Origin of the sequence: Paenibacillus anseongensis (assembly GCF_009757995.1) — a bacterium.
Lineage (GTDB): Bacteria > Bacillota > Bacilli > Paenibacillales > NBRC-103111 > Paenibacillus_E > Paenibacillus_E chondroitinus.
Genome location: NZ_WSEM01000016.1, coordinates 387,215 through 405,633 on the forward strand (window position 1 = coordinate 387,215; position 18,419 = coordinate 405,633).

Genomic DNA, 18,419 nt, shown 5'->3' on the forward strand with positions numbered 1-18,419 from the left:
CACTTTTCTTGAGACACATCTGGGAAATGTTTGGGATAAATCCGGGAAACAACTGGGAAGTTTTCGGGAGTATAAATTAAGTTGCGTTTCGTCATTACCTCCACCTCCAGCCTGCTAAAAAAAGCGTTCACCCGGTTGAGTGAACGCTTTGGAAACTTTATTTAGCTCACATTTTGCCGGGCGTTACCTTGGAGAGAGTCACCTTGTTGCCTTGAAGGGTGAGAGATGCTTGGTAATACCCCCTCCCGCAGGACGAACTGTTGCATCGACAGTTATAAGCGCCGGAACAGCCGCAAACATAGAACCTTGTTTCAGCAAATCCCGTGTAGATGGTTGAGGTATTTTCAAAGAACGTGTGCGCATGATGCGTAAAAATGCCGAGCACTTTATCCCGGACGCTTACTGGAATCGACTTGAAGAAATGCCCCGTCTCCTCTGCGCTCAGCACATGCGAGGAGTCCACCGTAATGCCGTTCACACGTAGCGGCCAGTGGCAATCGATAATGTAGTAATAATTAGCGCTGAGCGATTTCAGCAGAGATATGCTGTCATAGCTGAACTTGCCCGGTGCGTTGTCAAGCCAGACATACTTCACCTTGCCGCCCGTTCCAGGAAAATTCGTCATCCCAAGAACTGGATTCAAATATTTTCGGAATTGCTCCCGCGTATCGTCCTCCCAATTACCGATGGACGCCTTGTAAGGAATGCTGGTCCCGAGCACGCTCGTCACAGCAAATTTGAACGCCTGATAATCGCTATCCGCCTGCGCGCCTTTCGACCCATGCTTGTTATCACCGCCAAAAATAACAAACCTCGTACTCCCAGGACGAACGGCCTTGGGCAGTATGCTTTTAAAAATACTCAAGCTGTTCGAATAGCCGACATGACAATCGCCTATGATCGAAAAATTGACGGTCTGGGCTGCTGTTGTATTGTGGTTCTGCCAAAGGACCGTGCCTGGAAACGGATACAGGCGGAGCTTAGACTTGCGGACTTCCCCTGCTCTCATAAGTAATCATCCTTTCGAAGACGCCATTAGCAAAACAATATGGCTATAGACTTCTTTTTTGAGTAAGGCATATAATACAATTTATGAGTTATTAGTCGAAAGGATGTGTCATACAATTGGCCCCATCAAGCAGTTCAATTCAACAAATTCCCTATTATAAGAACTATTGGGTATCACGAATGTTATCCTCAATTGCCTTCCAGATGCTTTCTGTAGCGATCGGTTGGCAAATGTATGAGTTGACCCATGATGCCTTCAGTCTCGGTCTTGTTGGACTAGCCCAATTTCTCCCCATGGTTCTGCTGACCTTGGTCGTTGGGCATTTCGCAGACCGCTATGATCGGCGATATATCGTCTTTCTCTGTCAAATCGTAGAGGGCGTTATCGCCTTATTGCTTTTATCAGGTAGTCTTACAAATTCATTAGGTCAGAATCATATCCTAGTAATGGCGGCCATTTTAGGAGCATGCCGGGCATTCGAAGGTCCTTCCTCCTCAGCTTTGCTGCCTCAATTGGTACCAAAGGAATTCCTTCAACAGGCGATATCCTGGAACACCTCGGTCGGACAATTATCGCAGATACTTGGACCTTCCATGGGGGGATTACTATATTGGGCAGGCTCATCTTTTGTTTATACAGCTGCCTCGCTCGCTCTTTTAACCGCGGGCATCCTAACCTTCTTCATCCGTTCAACGCCTATTGTGCGCAAATCTGAGCCGGTGTCTCTACGTTCCCTCTTCTCTGGCATCATGTTCGTTTACCGCCAACCGATCATCCTTGGGACGATATCACTTGATCTTTTTGCTGTGCTGTTGGGTGGTGCAACCGCTTTATTGCCAATTTTTTCACAGGATATTCTTCATACAGGACCATGGGGACTAGGTTTAATGAGGACCGCACCAGCCATCGGTGCCTTGTTAATGTCAATTGTCTTGGTCTATTATCCACTGAAAAAAGCTGTTGGCTACATTCTGTTTGCAGCCCTTGCCGTCTTCGGATTAGCGACTATGCTTTTCGCCGTTTCGAGTCATCTATTCATTTCCCTTGTGGCATTATTCTTCATTGGTGCTTCAGATGTGATTAGCGTCATCATTCGGTCATCTCTCGTACAACTGCAAACTCCGGATGAAATGCGAGGGCGGGTCAATGCCGTTAACTCCCTCTTTATCGGTACTTCTAATCAGTTGGGAGAGTTTGAGTCGGGGACTTTAGCCGGTTTTATTGGAGCGGTTCCTGCGGTATTCGTCGGTGGTCTTGGTACGCTTGCAATCGCTGGGCTCTGGATGTATCTATTCCCATCACTTCGAAAAATGCGAACCCTATCTGAGCAGTCGTAAATGATGCAATTCGCTTCTGCGGCCTGAAATAGAGTATAGTTGAGATAGTTGAAAATATATTCCAGGAGGCTATAGCCATGTCACAAGAGATTTGGATTAACTTGCCGGTCAAAGATGTTGAGAGGTCAACCGCCTTTTTTAATGAGATTGGATTCCAAGCAGTGAGTATGGGTAACGAGAGAGCCAAGCTTGCCATAGGCCAAACAACGATTTTGCTGTTCCCGGATACGGTGTTTGAGAAATTTACAGGTTCAAAAATCGCAGATACTTCCCATAGCGCAGAAGTCATATTTTCCATTGGCGCTAAGAGCAGAGAAGAAGTAGATACGTTTATTCAAAAAGTAGAGTTTGCCGGAGGAAGCATCTTTGGCAAGCCGAGTGAAACGGACGGTTGGATGTACGGTGCAGGTTTTGCCGACTTGGACGGTCACCGCTGGAACCTGTTGTACATGGATGAGAGCAAAATGCCTAAACGCTAATAGAAAACACCGGTCACCTGCTTAAGGTATCCGGTGTTTTTTTTCATTTTAAACTTGTTATACAATTCTTTCCTTGGAAAGCTGATATCCTCCTATTACTAATAATGAGACTCTCCTCGCTATTTCCTCTTGATTCATTGTAACTTTGCCAGAAGCCCATTGAAGTGCACCTTCATTAATGATGTTTGCAAATATAGGCACATAAAAATCCCTTTCAATTTCTGTTTGCATATTTTCCAAGCTTTTATCCAAATAGATCTTCAATTCATTAATCATTTTCTCTTTCAGTTGTGGTACGACTAAACCTATATAGCTGCTGCGACATTTCATTTTCGGTTGTTGATAAAAATAACATGCTCCTAAGACGAGCTGAAAGATACTATCCTGATCGAATTTCACAGTTCCTGAAGTAAATTCCACAATAGCAGCAGAAGCGGAGTCTCCAATCATGTAGTCCAATAACTCGTACTTATCATTGAAATGAGCATAAAAAGTAGCCCTATTAACGTGTGCTCTTTGCGAAATATCTGCTATTCTTATTTTTTCAAAATCCTTTTCAGAAACTAACTGCATAAATGCGTTGATTAGTGACTGTTTTGTTTGTGTATTTCGTACGTTCAATACTTTTGTCCCCATTTTCATCATACCTTCCCCGACAATTTATCTGCTTTATCGCTATAGCAACATTCCTGCTACGATTGTTGGTTGTTTCCATTCATTCGACGGTTGTATATTTCTCATTAAGGCAACATCTGTTACTTTAATATACCATACCTAATGGAGGCTGAGAGATGCGGATTGCAGACGGTATTGAAATGTTAGAGCTAAATTGGGGGATGATGACGATCTGCCCGACTGTATTATTCGACAAACAGGAGTCGATACTGATTGACACAGGAATGCCTGGCTCTGCCCCAGCAATTTTGAAGCTTATTCAGCGAGCGGGCATTAAACAACGCCTTAGTTCCATCCTTTTAACCCATCAAGATATTGATCATATCGGGGGCCTTCCAACCTTTATAGCAGATAATCCGGGGCTTCTTGTTTATGCTCATGAAAAGGATAAGGCAGTTATTAATGGGAAACAGCCGATGCTAAAAATACCATTGGAAAGACTATTCGGTCTGTTGGCTACACTTCCGAAAAAGATACAAAGCGATTTTGAAGCAGCTTTCGTTAAGCCCACGAGTGCTAATGTTAATCGTACATTGGTAGACGGCGAAACACTGCCACTTGCTGGCGGGATCAAAGTGATTCACACGCCTGGCCATACACCTGGACATGTCTGTTTCTATCATCAGCCCACCAAGACGTTAATTGCGGGAGATGCTATGGTAATTGAAAATGGAGAACTCAAAGGCCCAATTAAAGCCTTAACAACGGATTTGAGAACCGCGCTTCAATCATTGAAAAAGCTCAACATGTATGATATTGAAACTGTCATTTGCTATCATGGCGGGCGATTACGTGGCAATATGAATGAGAGGATTGCCGCGTTGACGGACAGTACTTCATAATTAAAATTAGGGGCTTTCCAATTGCATGTTTAAATGCTACTGACACACTGTTGTCAGTAGCGTTTTTATATAATCAGAGTAAGTAACAGAAAGGAGTGGGAATTAAATGCGAAGTAATTTGACCCAAAAAGAAGATATGATACTGAATGGTATCATCTATAATAGGAAGGATGGTATCTCATGAATTTTGCTTCTGTACGCATCATTACCGACGACGTGGATCGTCTCGTCGATTTCTATGAGAAAGTCATGGGAGTTTCGGCGGAACGCCCCGCGCCCGTCTTTGCTGAACTTGTTGTACCATCGTGCACCCTGGCGATCGGTCATTCCCAGACGGTACAACTGTTCGGTGCTGGTTCAGCTGTGGCGGCCAACAATCGCACAGTTATCATCGAGTTTCACGTCCACGATGTCGATGCCGAATACGAGCGCTTGAAGCCTTTTGTCGACGAGTGGGTAAACGAACCAACCACGATGCCGTGGGGGAACCGTGCTGTGCTGTTTCGCGATCCCGACGGTAACCTGATTAACCTCTTCACGCCGGTGACCGAGGAAGCGATCAAACGGTTCAGCGGTAGATCTTGACAGTTTGACTGACCACTTCATAGGAAGAGACCATAACAATGAGCTATGGTCTCTACTTTTTTTCTAGATTCTTCATTACTTATTCTCGAGGAATATAACGTTTAGATTGAATCTATTGATACTACGTGGATTACTTATTTGTAAAGCGTCAGAATCCGGATATTAGAATTATCACATTGTTAGACGTATTTTGGTACTAGTAATAAACTTTCTTTATATGAATCTAACTGGTTCTGGTCTAAGCAGCTTTATTTTATGATTATGAAAAATTTCTTTTACTTCAGTGCTTATGATTAACAAACGATTCTGATAAGCGTTCAAGTACTCAAAAGTTAAATTAAAGTCCTGGAACTTCTCCACTTCTTCTTCTCTGTAAACAAATTCTGACCGAGGAAAGCCTCTCAAACTGCAAATATCGCAATCACTAGCAGGATAATGTTCATACGGGTCACAACGTACATGATTATCAAATGGTGGCAAAATACTCTTAATAACCAGATGATATACCTTTTGATCATACCGAGTCTTATAATCACTGGCGGGAAGGATTTCGTATCCGCTTAGCTGACTGCTCTCAATAACCTCTTTAGCATATTCGGTAATAATTAGTTCAGGTCTAATATGAATTAAATGATGCTTACCAATTTTCTTCACATCCAACTTTAATTCAGAAGTCTGAACCTTACCACAGTGTTCACAGTGATGGTCCTGGACGTACTTTGTCCCATAAAATTCAGCATTCTTGAGGGCATCCTGCTCCCATGGATAGAAAACTCCTACATGAAAAAACTTTGCTTCCTTCAATTCTTTCTTTGTGTACTCTCTGGTTTCTGTAATAGAATATTTAATACCTTCTCTGTTGATCATTAACATTAATTCTTGATATTCTCGTTTCTCTTCATCTATTACTATTTGGAGACCGCTTGGTTCTAATTTTAACTGATCCAGCCTACCTTCAAATTGACTACAAATTTTATTAAATAAACTGCTGTTTCCTCGAATCAGGATATCAGCTGTGCGTTTCATCAAATTTCCTCCAAATTAACTACTATTGATATCAAGAAAACGTTATTCCATAGTTTGTAAGAGCACTTACCGTAATTCATCTATTGCTCTACATTAATCGAATTCTTCATCATTGACTAATCCCATAATAAAAGTTTCAAAATCCTTCGCCAGAAACGTAATATGATAATCACATTCTTGATCGACGTGAACTACTTCCGGCTCTCCGTCTTTGCCACACTTTCGATAATCAAGCATGATTACATCGTGACCAGCAGAAGGACAGTCGCATATTACTATCCCAATGGCTGGATATTGCCAATCATCAATCATAAATTGACTCCCGAGATTTCCGCATAACGAGTAACTTTTAGTACGTCCAATACCCATAATACCTGTAATTGCAATGTGGTCTTCCGCCCATGATGTTGGACTGGTAGTGGGAAAACAAGTATTTTTCGGTATTCCACCATTCTGTACTTTCATTAGACTTACATATGAAGTCGGTAATTTGTAATTCAATTCTTTTTCAATTGATTTAATAAGCTCATCTGATGGATATTCTTCCACATATGCCTTTAATGCATATTCACTTTCCTTCCAAAAATCGGTGAGATTAAAATTTTCAAAAAATCTCATGATTTCGATACCCTCCTCGAGTTTTTAGCTAAAAATTCACTTATAAAATGGTATAATATCAATTTCGGAACCCAATGGTGATTTCCCCTTCATGATAACATTCAATAACGAATCTAGATGGTGATAGAATAAAGATATCCGAGCTAACAGCCCTTAAATCATCTATTACCTCTAAAGCTTTTTGAAGTTGAGTCTTTAACACAGGGAAATCTCCATAGCTCCAGAGGATGAATACATTTTCATCACTCTCATCAAATTCTTTGCTAAGATACTTCTCAAGTTCTTTCGCATTATCAACGACCATTTTGGAGCTTACATGCTCCCAATCAATCCTTGACCAAGGTGAAAATGGATAGGTTTTTTGGAGACAATCGTAAGCTTCTTCTCCATCTACTTTGGACAAGATGGAAACTTCATTTCCCAAAACATTCATACATTCCTCAAAGAGTACCCCATACTCTTTTTTATGTTTTAACTTTTGTTTGCTTATTAGCTGTTGCATTCTCCATTTCCTATCCAAGTTCTTTTCCATGTAAACTCCTACAAAGCATTATTTTGGATTCATTCCCTATCTATCTCATCAATCAAGAAAAGGCAGCCAACCGGCTGCCTATACTTCATTTTCAAACAAACATTCATCTTCTAATTGGTGTCCTACTCAAATAAGAACCAAACCAAAAGCAACACAAAAACCAAGACCAAATGATAAAGTGGAATGGCTGAAATCAGTAAAAATCCTTGCTTTCGCTTGACGATCGCGAGAATCAAACATACCAAATACGTAATCAAATACAAGCTGGACACGATTACGAATGCGTATACGACAAATAATAACAGGGCGCTATCGCCTTCCGACCGAACCCCGGCAATCTGCATGATGTTTGCAATCATCAAGAAAGGATATGGCAGCAACGCAAGCCCGCCTATGATAAAGAATATACTGCTTAACGCTTTTTTATTGATGATGATACACCTCACTTTTTATTCCAAAAATTATTATATCACAGTCCAACACGACAAAATGAAAAAATCTGTCAATACTGAACGATGAACGTTTCCGGCATATGTCATTTAACGAAAAGTTGAGATATTTTCACTTAAATAATATATTCGTACAATGAAGCAGGACTTTTAACCTAAAGCTAGTAATTATATGAATATTATTATTACTTTAGAGGGTGTAACATGGATTTTTTGTCGTTTACTGACTTGACCTTGTTTTTACTTTTGTTTGCATTATTTGTCTATGTATTCGCTTCCGTAACCATCACGAGTTTGCACAAAGTTTATTTAACGTTCCATTTTTGTATGATGTTCTGGCCGATCTGCCAATTTGCCATTAAAGCGGTAGACACTCCCAAAGTTCAATTATTTTATTTAAAACTATCTTTTATTGATATGTGCCTGATAGCCGTCGGTTGGCTTCTTTTCACCATATTTCTCACTGGACATGCACGATTTCTGAGAAAAAAATTGTCAATATTGCTTTTTGTTCCGGCTATATTCGTAGCAGTTTGCGTGATTGTTAATCCAAATGGTAAGTTCGTTCTACCTTTGCAGGGTAATTACATCCACAGGACTTATGGACCCCTTTTTTGGGTTCTCATTACTGTCTTGATCGTCTATATTATAGTTTCGCTTTATCTGATGAGTCGGGCATTAATATCCGACAAGGCAACACGTATCAAAACGCAGGTCAAGCAAGTGTTTAAAGGAATTACGGTAATGACCGTATTTGTATGTTTAGATATATTCTTAAATGTTGTCCTTCATTTACCTTTACCCGCCATTCCAGGGTTGACATCTTTAGGCATATTACTTTCTGCTATTTTCTTTGTCATAGCCATTCATCGCGATAAAGCATTTGATATTGTAAAAATAGCTCATCAAGATATTATAGATACTATCGATCATGGGATTCTGGTACTCAATGATAATGAAGTAGTTGTAGAAATAAATCGCACTCTACTTCCTCATATTAGTTTTCGTATAGGTTCCCGTTTTGATATGGCCAATCTACTCTCTAAAGGGCAATCTAAGAGCAATATTCATTTGTTCCTTCAAACGTATCAAATGCACCCTTTGAAACGAACTCAAATCGAAATAGAGTTCCCTAATGAACGGTATGTCAATATTCAAACAGCACCTATCCGTGTGGATAGTGAAATGGTGGGACGTGTTATCACTTTTCAAGACGTGAGCGAATTTTATCGCCTCATTCATGAAACGAATTCTCAGAACGAAATCCTGCATGAACGCAACCAATCGTTAATTATTAAACAAGATGAACTCTCACTAACAAACCGGAAACTCGAAAAGATGGCCATAACCGATGGGCTAACAGGTATTTATAACCGCCGTTACCTGACACAAAAGTTAGAGTATGAAGTAATGAATAATATCAAACACCAAATCCCATTCTCAGTTATTTTATTAGATATCGACTATTTCAAGTTAATTAACGACAGTTACGGCCATTTAGTCGGTGATCAAATGATACTTAGCACGGTGGCAGCAATTCGACAAACCTTGCGTCAAACAGACCTTTTGGCTCGTTATGGCGGGGAGGAGTTTATGATCTATTTACCGCGAACGAGTCAATTACAGGCAAATTTCTTAGCTGAGCGAGTCAAATCCACCGTTGAATCCAATAAGATGATCGTGAAAGATATACCGCATTCTATATCGATTACGATAAGTATTGGATTGCTAACGATTAATAATTTCACAATGGAAAGTCTAAGAAGTCCCCATTCCTATTTAAACGAATTGCTTGAATCTGTAGATAAAGCTCTGTATAAAGCAAAAGAAGAAGGCCGAAATCGGATCGTCAGTGTCGTAAGATAAAAAAGATTGAACTAACGTTCACACGTTAGTACAATCTTTTTTGCTTTCATATCGTTCCACTCCAAGCTCGCGCACGTTCTTTCATTTCCTCTACAAAAGAGCGCTTATAGTTCTGATATCCCAGTAAGCTATTGGGTGATGTGTGCGCCGCTGCTTTCTTAATTGCAGCATAGCGACGAACTTCATCCGGATGCGCACGCAAATAATCACGCAATACGATATTATCTCTCCATAAGTCCCCATCAAATGGTACGAAACTTACGTTAAAGTTATTCCCCCCTCTTTTCCGGAAAAAAAATCTACCAAGTCTTCGCCCATCTTCCCCTAAAAATTCATAATCTAACTCTGCAAGAGCTTCAATATGAGCTTCCGTCAGACTAACATCAGATTGTGTCCCAACCAGAATATCTACAATAGGCTTAGCATCTAGCCCTTCAACGGAAGTGCTGCCGAAATGTTCAATTGAATGAACGATATCGTTAATTGCATTTCTTAAGCTGCGTGCTTCCTCGGTAAATAATACGAACCAATTAGTGTCAAAAGGAACTACGCTAACTTCGTTTTCTTCGACCTCGTACCGTTTTTTTGACATCTCGTATCAGCACCTTCCATAATAGCGCATACATCTTCCCCTACAGTTACTCCCCATCATTGTCATTTAAAATCTTTTCCCTGTATTGCCCCGGTGTCAAACCCGTCGTTTTCTTGAAATAGCGAATAAAATTTTGAGCATTATTATATTGAAGCTTTTGCGACATATCGGCTATTTTCATATCTGTTTCCAACAGCCATTTTTTGGCAATTTCCATCCGGTATGAAAGCAAATAGTCGGTAAAATTAATATTCAAGCTTTTTTTCAATGCACGCCGGATATAGCTGGAATGATAATTAAGTCGCGAAGCGCACTCCTCGAGCGTTAATTCCCGGTCATATTCACTTTGAATAATCCGGATGACCTCATTTGATATTTTCTGATGCGGCGCTTCCTTGTTCTGATCCTCACTATGGATAATCGGCATGATAATTTGCACCATGAACCAATCCTCAATTTCCTGAATCGTGTTAAAGCGCTTCAATTGTTCATACAATGGTGTTGCATTCGTATCCAGCGAGAAAGAAGGCCGATCCTGCCGCTCCGGGATGTATAACAAATCCAGCAGAAGCTTCATAAGCCAGTTATACATCTGGTTATGTTTGAGCTCTCGATTCGACAATATTTGTAGAAATTCCTTTAATAAGGCATGGGCTCGCTTCTCATCCGTGAACTTCACGGCTTCCACCAGCTGCTTCTCCAGATGATCGGGGAAAAACACCATTTGCTTCTCCGGTTCTTCATTTTCGATAAAAAGGATCGTCTCGGTAACTTTCGTTATGCGATACTTCAGCGCATCAAGCCCCTCTTCATAGGCTTTAGGAGTATCCTTATACATTTGGAAAGGTCTGCTGATGCCTGCACTGATAGGAAGATCAAGAAATGTAAGCACGTTAGCCTGGACTTGCTTGATCGTTTCATAGAGAAACTCCTTAAATGCTTCCGGTGAATCGTGATTACCATGGATGACGGTAACCTGTGATTGCTTGATAACTACAGGATTCAGACGATACTCGGTTGGCACCAGCTCCTCTACAATGTTGCTGACCGCAAACAATAGCAGGTCACGGTCGCTTTCTTGATAGCGAGTAGGCTCAAGTGTTTCCATCTGAATCACCACGACGGCGAGCCATCGGAATTCCGGGTTATAACCAAACAGCCTGATCTGCTCTTCAATCTCTTTGGCCGACAGTTCCCCCTGCACTAATTTATATATCATAAAAGGTTTTAATTGATTCCTTAAACTTTGTACATGGCTAGTCATATGCCGATAATTTTGCGACATTTTTTCTATACGGCTTTCGATTACCTTGAACTCATCCTGCGGATCTTGAGATTCAGAAGCTTCACCTGGTTGTGCGGTTCTCTGATACAAGCCTCGGACAGGCAAATACAGCTTATTTGCTCCCTTCAGCGAGAGAACTGAAATCAAAACAATGATGACGAAACAGGCCCATATTGTAGCCCAACCGATGGATTGTGATTCCCGTGTGAGGCTGTCCAGCGACACGACAGACAGGTACGTCCATCCGTTATAGGACGATTTGCGGTAGGTGAAGCCGTACTCTTCTTTCCCCATTTTTTGAATACGGTAACCGTTTGGATCGGAAGCTTCGGTCATTTCCTTCAACAATGGCGTATTTCGAACGAGCGCATCCATTGAGGACGCCATGTCAGTCGCGATGATATGGCCTTTGTCGTCTAGTATAATCAACGATCCCAGTTCACTGCTTTTGGGAAGTACTTTGAACAGCTCCTGATTTGACATTTGGGTCACCAGGAAAGCACTGGGATTTGCCGAAAGATTCGGAAATTGTTTGAACAAAAAGACATTCGTTTGTGATGGCTTTCCTGCTTTTCCCTCCACCGTCTGTGTTATCCATTTGAATTGCCTGTTTAGTGGAGATGATGAACGAAACAGCTGAAGATCTTCCGAATCTTTCAGCTTCGTGTAACCCTTATCATTTATCTCCCACTGCTGTTCAATATTAATCAGTCGAATATCAAGAATTCCTAGTTCGTAAATTTGAATGCGTTGCATCGTTTCTAACAATCTGTCCACCAGCGGGAAATCGTTAGCCTTGATTTGTATAGGCAGAAGATCTGTAACCGCTTGCGAATTCCCAAGTTGAAAGATGGAGAAATCAATAATTTTCAGCGTGTTTTCAATTTGGATCTGCGTCTGCTGAAGAAGCTGCTCATTTCCTTTCAACACTTTGCTTTCAATGATGCTCGATGATTTCATATACGAAAAAATGCCTAGCACCATAACAGGTATGGCGCCAAGCAGTAGGCATAATGCGAACAGTTTCACTTGATAACGGGGCAAATTCAGCTTCATGACAATCTCACTTTCTTTATGCCATTTATAAGATTCGATTGCGTACATTATCGCATGAAGTGGGTGCCATCGCACCCATTATTTTTTCATTGTTTTCTCATACTCGCTTTTGTACTCGGACATGACTTGGTCTCCGCCTAGCTTTTGCCAGTTAGCTATGGCTTGTTGAAAGCCATTTTCGTCCAGTTCACCCAAGATAAATTTGGTTCTAGCATCCGTAATGACCTGATCCAGCTGTTTTCCTTTTTCCATATAAGTTTTGGAAAGAAGCGGCAAGGCCGGATTCGGAACTGCGTATTGTTCGTTGTTCTGAATAAGCTTGTTATACTTATCAACGCTAGGGTCCTGCTTACCAGGAAGCGCCTTGCTGCCATCAAACACCATTAATTGGAACAGATTATTATAGATTTCGTCGGTGAATACTTGCTCGTCAATCCGCACAGCTTGGCCATTCTCCACCTTATAGTGCTTGCCTTCAATCCCCCACGCCATTAGGTTCTGTACCTTTTCATCACCGAGCTTATCGATATAGGTAAGAACTTTTTTGAGTTCATCCTCGGTTTTTACGCTTGTTTTCGGGATCATATATACGCTGTTGTAGCCGGTACCTCCCTGTACTTTCATTCCCCCTGGTCCGCTCAAAGTAGCAACGGTATCCAATTCAGCCTTTGGATTCGCTTTCAATAAGTCAGTGAACCGGGAGTTCAAATCATCGTAAGCCCCAATGTATACGCCTGCTTTACCTTGATTCACCAATACAGTTCGGTCTTTAACCACTGGAAAGTCACTGTTAAACAATTTATCCTTGAACATTTGCTGCAGTAATTTCATCGTATCCATATAAGGCTTCGTCATAAAGTCCGGCGACATTTTACCATCTTTGTATCCCCACGTATTCGGAGCGCCCATCATAGCAAGGAGGTGAAAAATTTGCGCGCTGCTGGAGTCAAATGAGATGCCGTACGTGTCATTTTTACCATTTTTATCAGGGTCGTTATAGGTAAAAGCTTTGAAAATATTCATCAGGTCGTCGAGGTTTTTTGGTTCCTGCAGACCCAGATTATTTAACCAGTCTTTGCGAATAATGACGCCGTTGCGCGCCATCGGTCTCCAACGGAAAATGCTGTACACTTTACCGTCAATTGACGTATTGGTTAGACGTGTAGCATCCAACGTTTTCAGATTCGGATAATCCTTCAGATACGGCCCCAGTTCCCAGAACAAGCCTGCTCGTGCAGCTTCGATAATCGCAGGGTTACGGTCGTCTTTCACGAGAAGGATCTGTGGCAGGTCCCCGGCAACAGCGATCGAGGCGGTAACCTTCTCGCTATAACTTGAGCTGGGAACCCAAGTGATGTTTAATTTCGTGTTGGTGTACTCCTGAAGCAGTTTCATCGCTTCGCTATCCATTTTTGGAGGCTCTGGTGTCAAATACAGATTCATCATGGTAAGTTCTGCTGGCTTCGTAGATTCCGATGCATTAGGTTTGGTTCCCTCGCCATTGGAACATGCCGAAGCGAGAATAATTGATAATGCTCCTGTAACGAGCAGTCCCCGCTTAAAAATAGGATTCGTTTTCATGGATAAGTTGGCCCCCTAATTACGAACTTTTAATAGTCAAAACAATCTTATCGAATAACTTCAAGTGTAGCTTCCATTAGTTCCTCATCCAATTCGATTCCCAGCCCTGGTCCATGCGGTACAAGGACATGTCCATCTTTCACTTCGAAAGGCTGTTTCAAATAACGTTCTCTCGTACTGTTTGATTCGATGTTGTATTCGTAAAAGCTGCTGCATTCCGGCGAACTGGCCGCCAAATGAATGGCTGCGGCGAAGCCGATGCCCTTGGTGGTGTTGTGCGGCACATAGTGAATGCCGAACGCACGGCATAAAGCAGCAGCGCGCTTCGCGCTAGATATTCCCCCGCATTTGACAGGATCAGCTGCGTACAGATGACAAGCGCCCTTGCTAATAAAGTCACGGAAAGTGAATATATTCCAATCCTGTTCGCCCACATGGATGGGGACAGGCAGCGTGTTCGCCAGCTTCACGTAAGTGTCTACATCGTAATACGGGCAAGGCTCTTCAAAATGATGAATGTTGTATTCCTTAATACGATCGAAAAGTTGTACGGCTTGAATGTACGTATAAGAGCTGTTGCCGTCAATCATCAGCTTGCAATCGGGTCCAATCGCTTCTCGAGCCGCCTTGACCTTGAGCACATCATCGTTCAAATCAACCGGGAGCCCTGTCCCGAAACGAGGTCCTACCTTGATTTTGACGGCTTTGACCTTAAGACGTTCGATCGCATCGCGAATTTTATCCGCTTCTTCCGCATGGGTTAGATCGCGACTCATACTGGATGCATACAGCGGAATGTGATCACGATAGAGACCTCCGATTAAATTATACACCGGCTGGTTCAAATAGCGACCCTTCAGATCCCATAACGCGATTTCGAGACCGCTGTACGCCGAGGCAAGCAATTGACCTGATATTTTGTAATTTCTCCGCAGCACCACCTCTTCGATCAATTCCGTTTGAAAAGGGTCCATCCCAATGACAGCAGGCTTGATCACCGTGTTCATGATTTGCATCAGCACATCCGGCCGCATCGGGCTTGATTCGCCGAAACCATAAACTCCTTCGTCGGTTTCTACTTTTACATAAAACAATCCCATCGTTTGCTTGTAACAAGTAATGCTCGTAATTTTCATGTTAGCCTCCTAGTGTCGTTACAAAAATAATCGGTTCGTAATCAGCAATCTGCTGTATGACTAGCCTTTCACGGAACCGAGTAAAACCCCTTTGGCAAAATGCTTTTGCAAAAATGGATAAACAAGTAGAATCGGAACGGTCGATACAACGATAACCGCCATCTTGATCACTTCGCCGGGAGGCGCTACATAATCGCTTCCCATCTGTTGTGAATCCCCGACCCCTCCTTGTGACAAGATGACAATTTGGCGAAGCCATACTTGAATCGGCCATTTCGTCGTATCATTGATATATAGAATGGCATTAAAAAACGTGTTCCAGTGACCCACCGCATAAAATAAGGCAAAGGTTGCCATGGCCGGAAGAGAGAGTGGCAGCACAATGCGGATCAAAATTTGAAAATCGTTGCATCCGTCGATTTTCGCAGACTCCTCCAGCCCGTCAGGCAGCTGTTGGAAGAAATTTCTGATGATAATCAAGTTAAATGCACTGATGGCGCCTGGAATAAGCAATGATCCATAACTGTTAAGCAGTCCAAGCGATTTCACAACCAGAAATGTTGGAATCATCCCTCCACTGAACAACATGGTGAACAAAATGAGCAGCATAATCGGACGTCGTCCCATAAACTCGTTTCTCGCGAGCGGATAAGCTGTCAGCGTGGTAAAAAACAGGTTGATTAACGTGCCTGCAATGGTTATGAAAGCGGTTACACTTAAACTCCACAAAATCGTTTTCGTCGAAAAAATATATTTGTAACCATCCAGCGATAATTTCGTTGGAATCAGGACGACACCGCGGCGAATCAGCTCTTCAGAAGCCGTTAACGAGCCTGACAATACAAACACGAACGGAATCAAAGTAATTAAGGCAATGGCAATTAGCACGACGACATTTACAATATCAAAAATACGTGAACCGAGTGATTGACGAATCATGGCAGCAGCTCCTTTCTACTTTAATAAACACCTTGTTCCCCGAATTTCTTTGCAATCTTGTTAGCCGCTAATACCAGGCATAAGCCTACTAATGATTTGAACAAACCAACAGCCGTGCTGAAGCTGAACTGTCCCTGCTGAACGCCGTTAGAATAGACATAAGTGTCGAACACCTCTCCTACCTCACGGTTGGTCGAATTAAGCATGAGAAAAATTTGTTCAAAGCCAGTATCCAAAAAGTTACCTAGCCTCAATATGAACAAGATGACAATTGTACTCCGAATTGCTGGCAAAGTGATATGCCACATCTGTTTGAAGCGTCCTGCACCATCGATTTTAGCTGCCTCGTATAGCGTAGGATCAACACCTGACAACGCGGCCAGGAAGATGATCGTCCCCCATCCGGATTCCTTCCAAATGACTTCCAGAATGATCATCGGCCGGAACCATGTATTAGACATGAGAAAATTGGTTTTTTCCATTCCCGCTTGGACAAGCATGTTCGTAAAGATACCGTTCTCCAATGAGAAAAAGGTGTAAGCCATTCCAACAACGACAACCCAGGATACAAAGTGCGGAATATAGATGGCCGTCTGTACTGTACGTTTAAACCATTCCAGACGCAGCTCGTTGAGCATCAACGCGATAAGTATAGGAATTGGGAAGAAAAAGACGATATTGTAGATAGCCAATACAAACGTGTTTTTAAACAGCAGCCAAAACACAGGATCGTGGAAAAAGCGATCAAAGTGCTTGAAACCGACCCAAGGACTGTTCCAAAAACCGCGAAATGGTAAGTAGTCCTTAAAGGCAATCAGTACTCCCCACATCGGCCAATATTTAAAAAGGCCAAAATAAAGCAGTCCCGGTGTAACCATAATATACAAATAACGGCTTTTAACGAGTCTTCTCCAGAAAAGACTCCCGCTACGCCCCCAGCCAACCGTTGACTTCCTCACGGACACATCCGTTTTCAAGCCTAACGCCTCCTTTCTGCTGCATGTAATTAAGTCAAAGTAAGTACATCCTTGATACGGACAGGCCTGTTCTCTTTAACGGAGATCCAAACAGCTTCGCCAGTCCCAACGGAATTAGCGCCGTCCATCGAGCCGGACAATATATCATAGGGCCGAGTCGGATCCGGACCGAGAAAAATGTCTTCCAAAAGAGTAGGATCACCGCCACCGTGTCCACCTTGTCGATGCACAACATGAATCGTTTCCTTGGAGCCGAAGAGCGGGAAGTATTCAATCGTCTGCTCGGGCACCGGGAACGGAACCCTGCTGGGAGAATGATATTCCATCGTTTCGATGCGGCCTTTCGTGCCGTTGATCGCAAGCCGGTATCCCTCGTAAGGAAGTGAAAAGTTAACGGAGTACGTGAGTAATGCTCCGCCGTCATATTTAACGGTAGCGGAATACGTATCTTCGATATTAATTTCAGAATCGAATATGCAAGCATCGGACCGATAACCGCTGTACGGCGTCTGGACATCATTGGAGCCCACATCGACATGATCATCCTTCACATGGACTTCCTTGCCCCGCGACGACCAACGCATGAAATAACGGCAATCTCCTTTATCCGCGCAAGTTCCGCAGTAACGACCTTCCTCCTTCTTCGGATTCAGCTCGCCATCCGGGCCGTAGTAGTTCAACGCGCCATAGGCGAAAACTTCCAGCGGATTCTGACCGATCCACCAGTTGACCAAATCGAAGTGATGGGAGCTTTTATGAATGGAAAGTCCTCCGGAATGCTCACGAATACGGTTCCAACGTTTAAAATAACTAGCTCCGTGGTAGGTATCAATGTACCAATTCAGGTCAACGGAAGTTACTCTGCCAACCTTTCCTTCCAATACCATTTCTTTAATCCGGCTGTGAATGGGCGTGTACCGGTAATTAAAGGTAACCGTCACTTTGCCGTTGCTTTTTTTCTCTGCTTCGATAATACGGCGGCAATCCGCCCCTGTCGTTGCCATGGGTTTCTCGGACAACACATCCAAGTCATGTTCCAGCGCTTTAATGATATACGTCACGTGCGTATCATCACGCCCTGTTACAATAATCACATCTGGCTTTGTTTGTTCGACCATTTTATCGAAATCATCAGCCCCATATTCCGGAACGTCGGAAAGCTCTGGATATTTGGACTTACATACGTCAAACCGCCTAGTGTCGACATCGAGTAATCCGACAATCTCGGCCTGCTTCGAAAAAGTTTGCAGCATCGGACCGATATACATTTTCACGCTTCGATTGCTGACACCGCATATCGCGTATCTTCGTCGTTTCATGATGCACCTCTTTTTGTGATTATGTTTTCGTCTTGCAGTAAAACTTATCTCATTATTTCTTAGAACCGAATAAATGGATACAATCTTTAAAGCGACTTTTTCTCAAATCGGTTATC

General features: G+C 42.6%; 17 protein-coding genes and 1 pseudogene. 5 read left to right on the top strand and 13 right to left on the bottom strand.

What is annotated here, in order from left to right; translation table 11 throughout:
* Window positions 1-166: 166 nt before the first annotated feature.
* Window positions 167-1,009, bottom strand: a complete 843-nt coding sequence (locus GON05_RS18050) for a metallophosphoesterase (protein ID WP_157320560.1) — start codon at window positions 1,007-1,009, stop codon at window positions 167-169.
* Window positions 1,010-1,125: 116 nt separating this feature from the next.
* Between GON05_RS18050 and GON05_RS18055 the strand changes: the two genes are divergently transcribed.
* Together GON05_RS18055 and GON05_RS18060 are read left to right on the top strand one after the other, a co-directional pair.
* Window positions 1,126-2,346 carry an MFS transporter gene (locus GON05_RS18055; RefSeq protein WP_220138824.1) on the top strand — a complete coding sequence of 407 codons (1,221 nt, stop codon included), beginning with the start codon at window positions 1,126-1,128 and terminating at the stop codon, window positions 2,344-2,346.
* 77 nt (window positions 2,347-2,423) lie between these two features.
* On the top strand, window positions 2,424-2,825 hold the full coding sequence (locus tag GON05_RS18060; RefSeq protein ID WP_157320562.1) for a VOC family protein: 402 nt from the start codon (window positions 2,424-2,426) through the stop codon (window positions 2,823-2,825).
* Window positions 2,826-2,882: 57 nt separating this feature from the next.
* Here GON05_RS18060 and GON05_RS18065 read toward each other — a convergent pair whose 3' ends face one another.
* Window positions 2,883-3,467 carry a TetR/AcrR family transcriptional regulator gene (locus GON05_RS18065; RefSeq protein WP_246239241.1) on the bottom strand — a complete coding sequence of 195 codons (585 nt, stop codon included), beginning with the start codon at window positions 3,465-3,467 and terminating at the stop codon, window positions 2,883-2,885.
* 149 nt (window positions 3,468-3,616) lie between these two features.
* Here GON05_RS18065 and GON05_RS18070 point away from each other — a divergent pair, with 149 nt between their 5' ends.
* Window positions 3,617-4,342: an MBL fold metallo-hydrolase gene (locus tag GON05_RS18070; RefSeq protein WP_157320564.1), complete on the top strand. Its 726-nt coding sequence runs from the start codon at window positions 3,617-3,619 to the stop codon at window positions 4,340-4,342.
* 180 nt (window positions 4,343-4,522) lie between these two features.
* Complete coding sequence (locus GON05_RS18075; protein ID WP_157320566.1) at window positions 4,523-4,927, top strand: VOC family protein; 405 nt, start codon at window positions 4,523-4,525, stop codon at window positions 4,925-4,927.
* A gap of 213 nt (window positions 4,928-5,140) precedes the next feature.
* Here the strand turns inward: GON05_RS18075 and GON05_RS18080 are convergent, their stop codons facing one another.
* The 4 genes and pseudogenes from GON05_RS18080 to GON05_RS18095 all read right to left on the bottom strand — a co-directional run bounded on the left by GON05_RS18080 (window position 5,141) and on the right by GON05_RS18095 (window position 7,462).
* Window positions 5,141-5,953 (bottom strand): hypothetical protein, encoded by an 813-nt coding sequence (locus GON05_RS18080; RefSeq protein WP_157320568.1) that lies wholly within the window; start codon window positions 5,951-5,953, stop codon window positions 5,141-5,143.
* A 96-nt stretch (window positions 5,954-6,049) separates the two neighbouring features.
* A pseudogene (locus tag GON05_RS18085) lies at window positions 6,050-6,571 on the bottom strand (SMI1/KNR4 family protein); the annotation flags it as partial.
* Between the two features lie 58 nt (window positions 6,572-6,629).
* Window positions 6,630-7,103, bottom strand: a complete 474-nt coding sequence (locus tag GON05_RS18090; RefSeq protein ID WP_157320572.1) for a CDI toxin immunity protein — start codon at window positions 7,101-7,103, stop codon at window positions 6,630-6,632.
* A gap of 122 nt (window positions 7,104-7,225) precedes the next feature.
* On the bottom strand, window positions 7,226-7,462 hold the full coding sequence (locus tag GON05_RS18095; protein WP_185157224.1) for a hypothetical protein: 237 nt from the start codon (window positions 7,460-7,462) through the stop codon (window positions 7,226-7,228).
* A 294-nt stretch (window positions 7,463-7,756) separates the two neighbouring features.
* Between GON05_RS18095 and GON05_RS18100 the strand changes: the two genes are divergently transcribed.
* Complete coding sequence (locus GON05_RS18100) at window positions 7,757-9,418, top strand: histidine kinase N-terminal 7TM domain-containing diguanylate cyclase (RefSeq protein ID WP_157320576.1); 1,662 nt, start codon at window positions 7,757-7,759, stop codon at window positions 9,416-9,418.
* A 46-nt stretch (window positions 9,419-9,464) separates the two neighbouring features.
* Here the strand turns inward: GON05_RS18100 and GON05_RS18105 are convergent, their stop codons facing one another.
* The 7 genes from GON05_RS18105 to GON05_RS18135 all read right to left on the bottom strand — a co-directional run bounded on the left by GON05_RS18105 (window position 9,465) and on the right by GON05_RS18135 (window position 18,303).
* Complete coding sequence (locus GON05_RS18105) at window positions 9,465-10,010, bottom strand: GrpB family protein (protein WP_157320578.1); 546 nt, start codon at window positions 10,008-10,010, stop codon at window positions 9,465-9,467.
* 46 nt (window positions 10,011-10,056) lie between these two features.
* Window positions 10,057-12,399: a helix-turn-helix domain-containing protein gene (locus GON05_RS18110; RefSeq protein WP_157320580.1), complete on the bottom strand. Its 2,343-nt coding sequence runs from the start codon at window positions 12,397-12,399 to the stop codon at window positions 10,057-10,059.
* A gap of 30 nt (window positions 12,400-12,429) precedes the next feature.
* Window positions 12,430-13,932, bottom strand: a complete 1,503-nt coding sequence (locus tag GON05_RS18115; RefSeq protein WP_157320582.1) for an extracellular solute-binding protein — start codon at window positions 13,930-13,932, stop codon at window positions 12,430-12,432.
* Window positions 13,933-13,979: 47 nt separating this feature from the next.
* Entirely contained in the window at window positions 13,980-15,068 is a 1,089-nt protein-coding gene (locus GON05_RS18120; RefSeq protein WP_157320584.1) for a mandelate racemase/muconate lactonizing enzyme family protein, read from the bottom strand.
* A 60-nt stretch (window positions 15,069-15,128) separates the two neighbouring features.
* Window positions 15,129-16,007: a carbohydrate ABC transporter permease gene (locus GON05_RS18125; protein WP_157320586.1), complete on the bottom strand. Its 879-nt coding sequence runs from the start codon at window positions 16,005-16,007 to the stop codon at window positions 15,129-15,131.
* A gap of 20 nt (window positions 16,008-16,027) precedes the next feature.
* Complete coding sequence (locus GON05_RS18130) at window positions 16,028-16,885, bottom strand: ABC transporter permease (RefSeq protein WP_157322183.1); 858 nt, start codon at window positions 16,883-16,885, stop codon at window positions 16,028-16,030.
* A gap of 128 nt (window positions 16,886-17,013) precedes the next feature.
* Entirely contained in the window at window positions 17,014-18,303 is a 1,290-nt protein-coding gene (locus GON05_RS18135; RefSeq protein WP_157320588.1) for a Gfo/Idh/MocA family protein, read from the bottom strand.
* Window positions 18,304-18,419 lie beyond the last annotated feature (116 nt).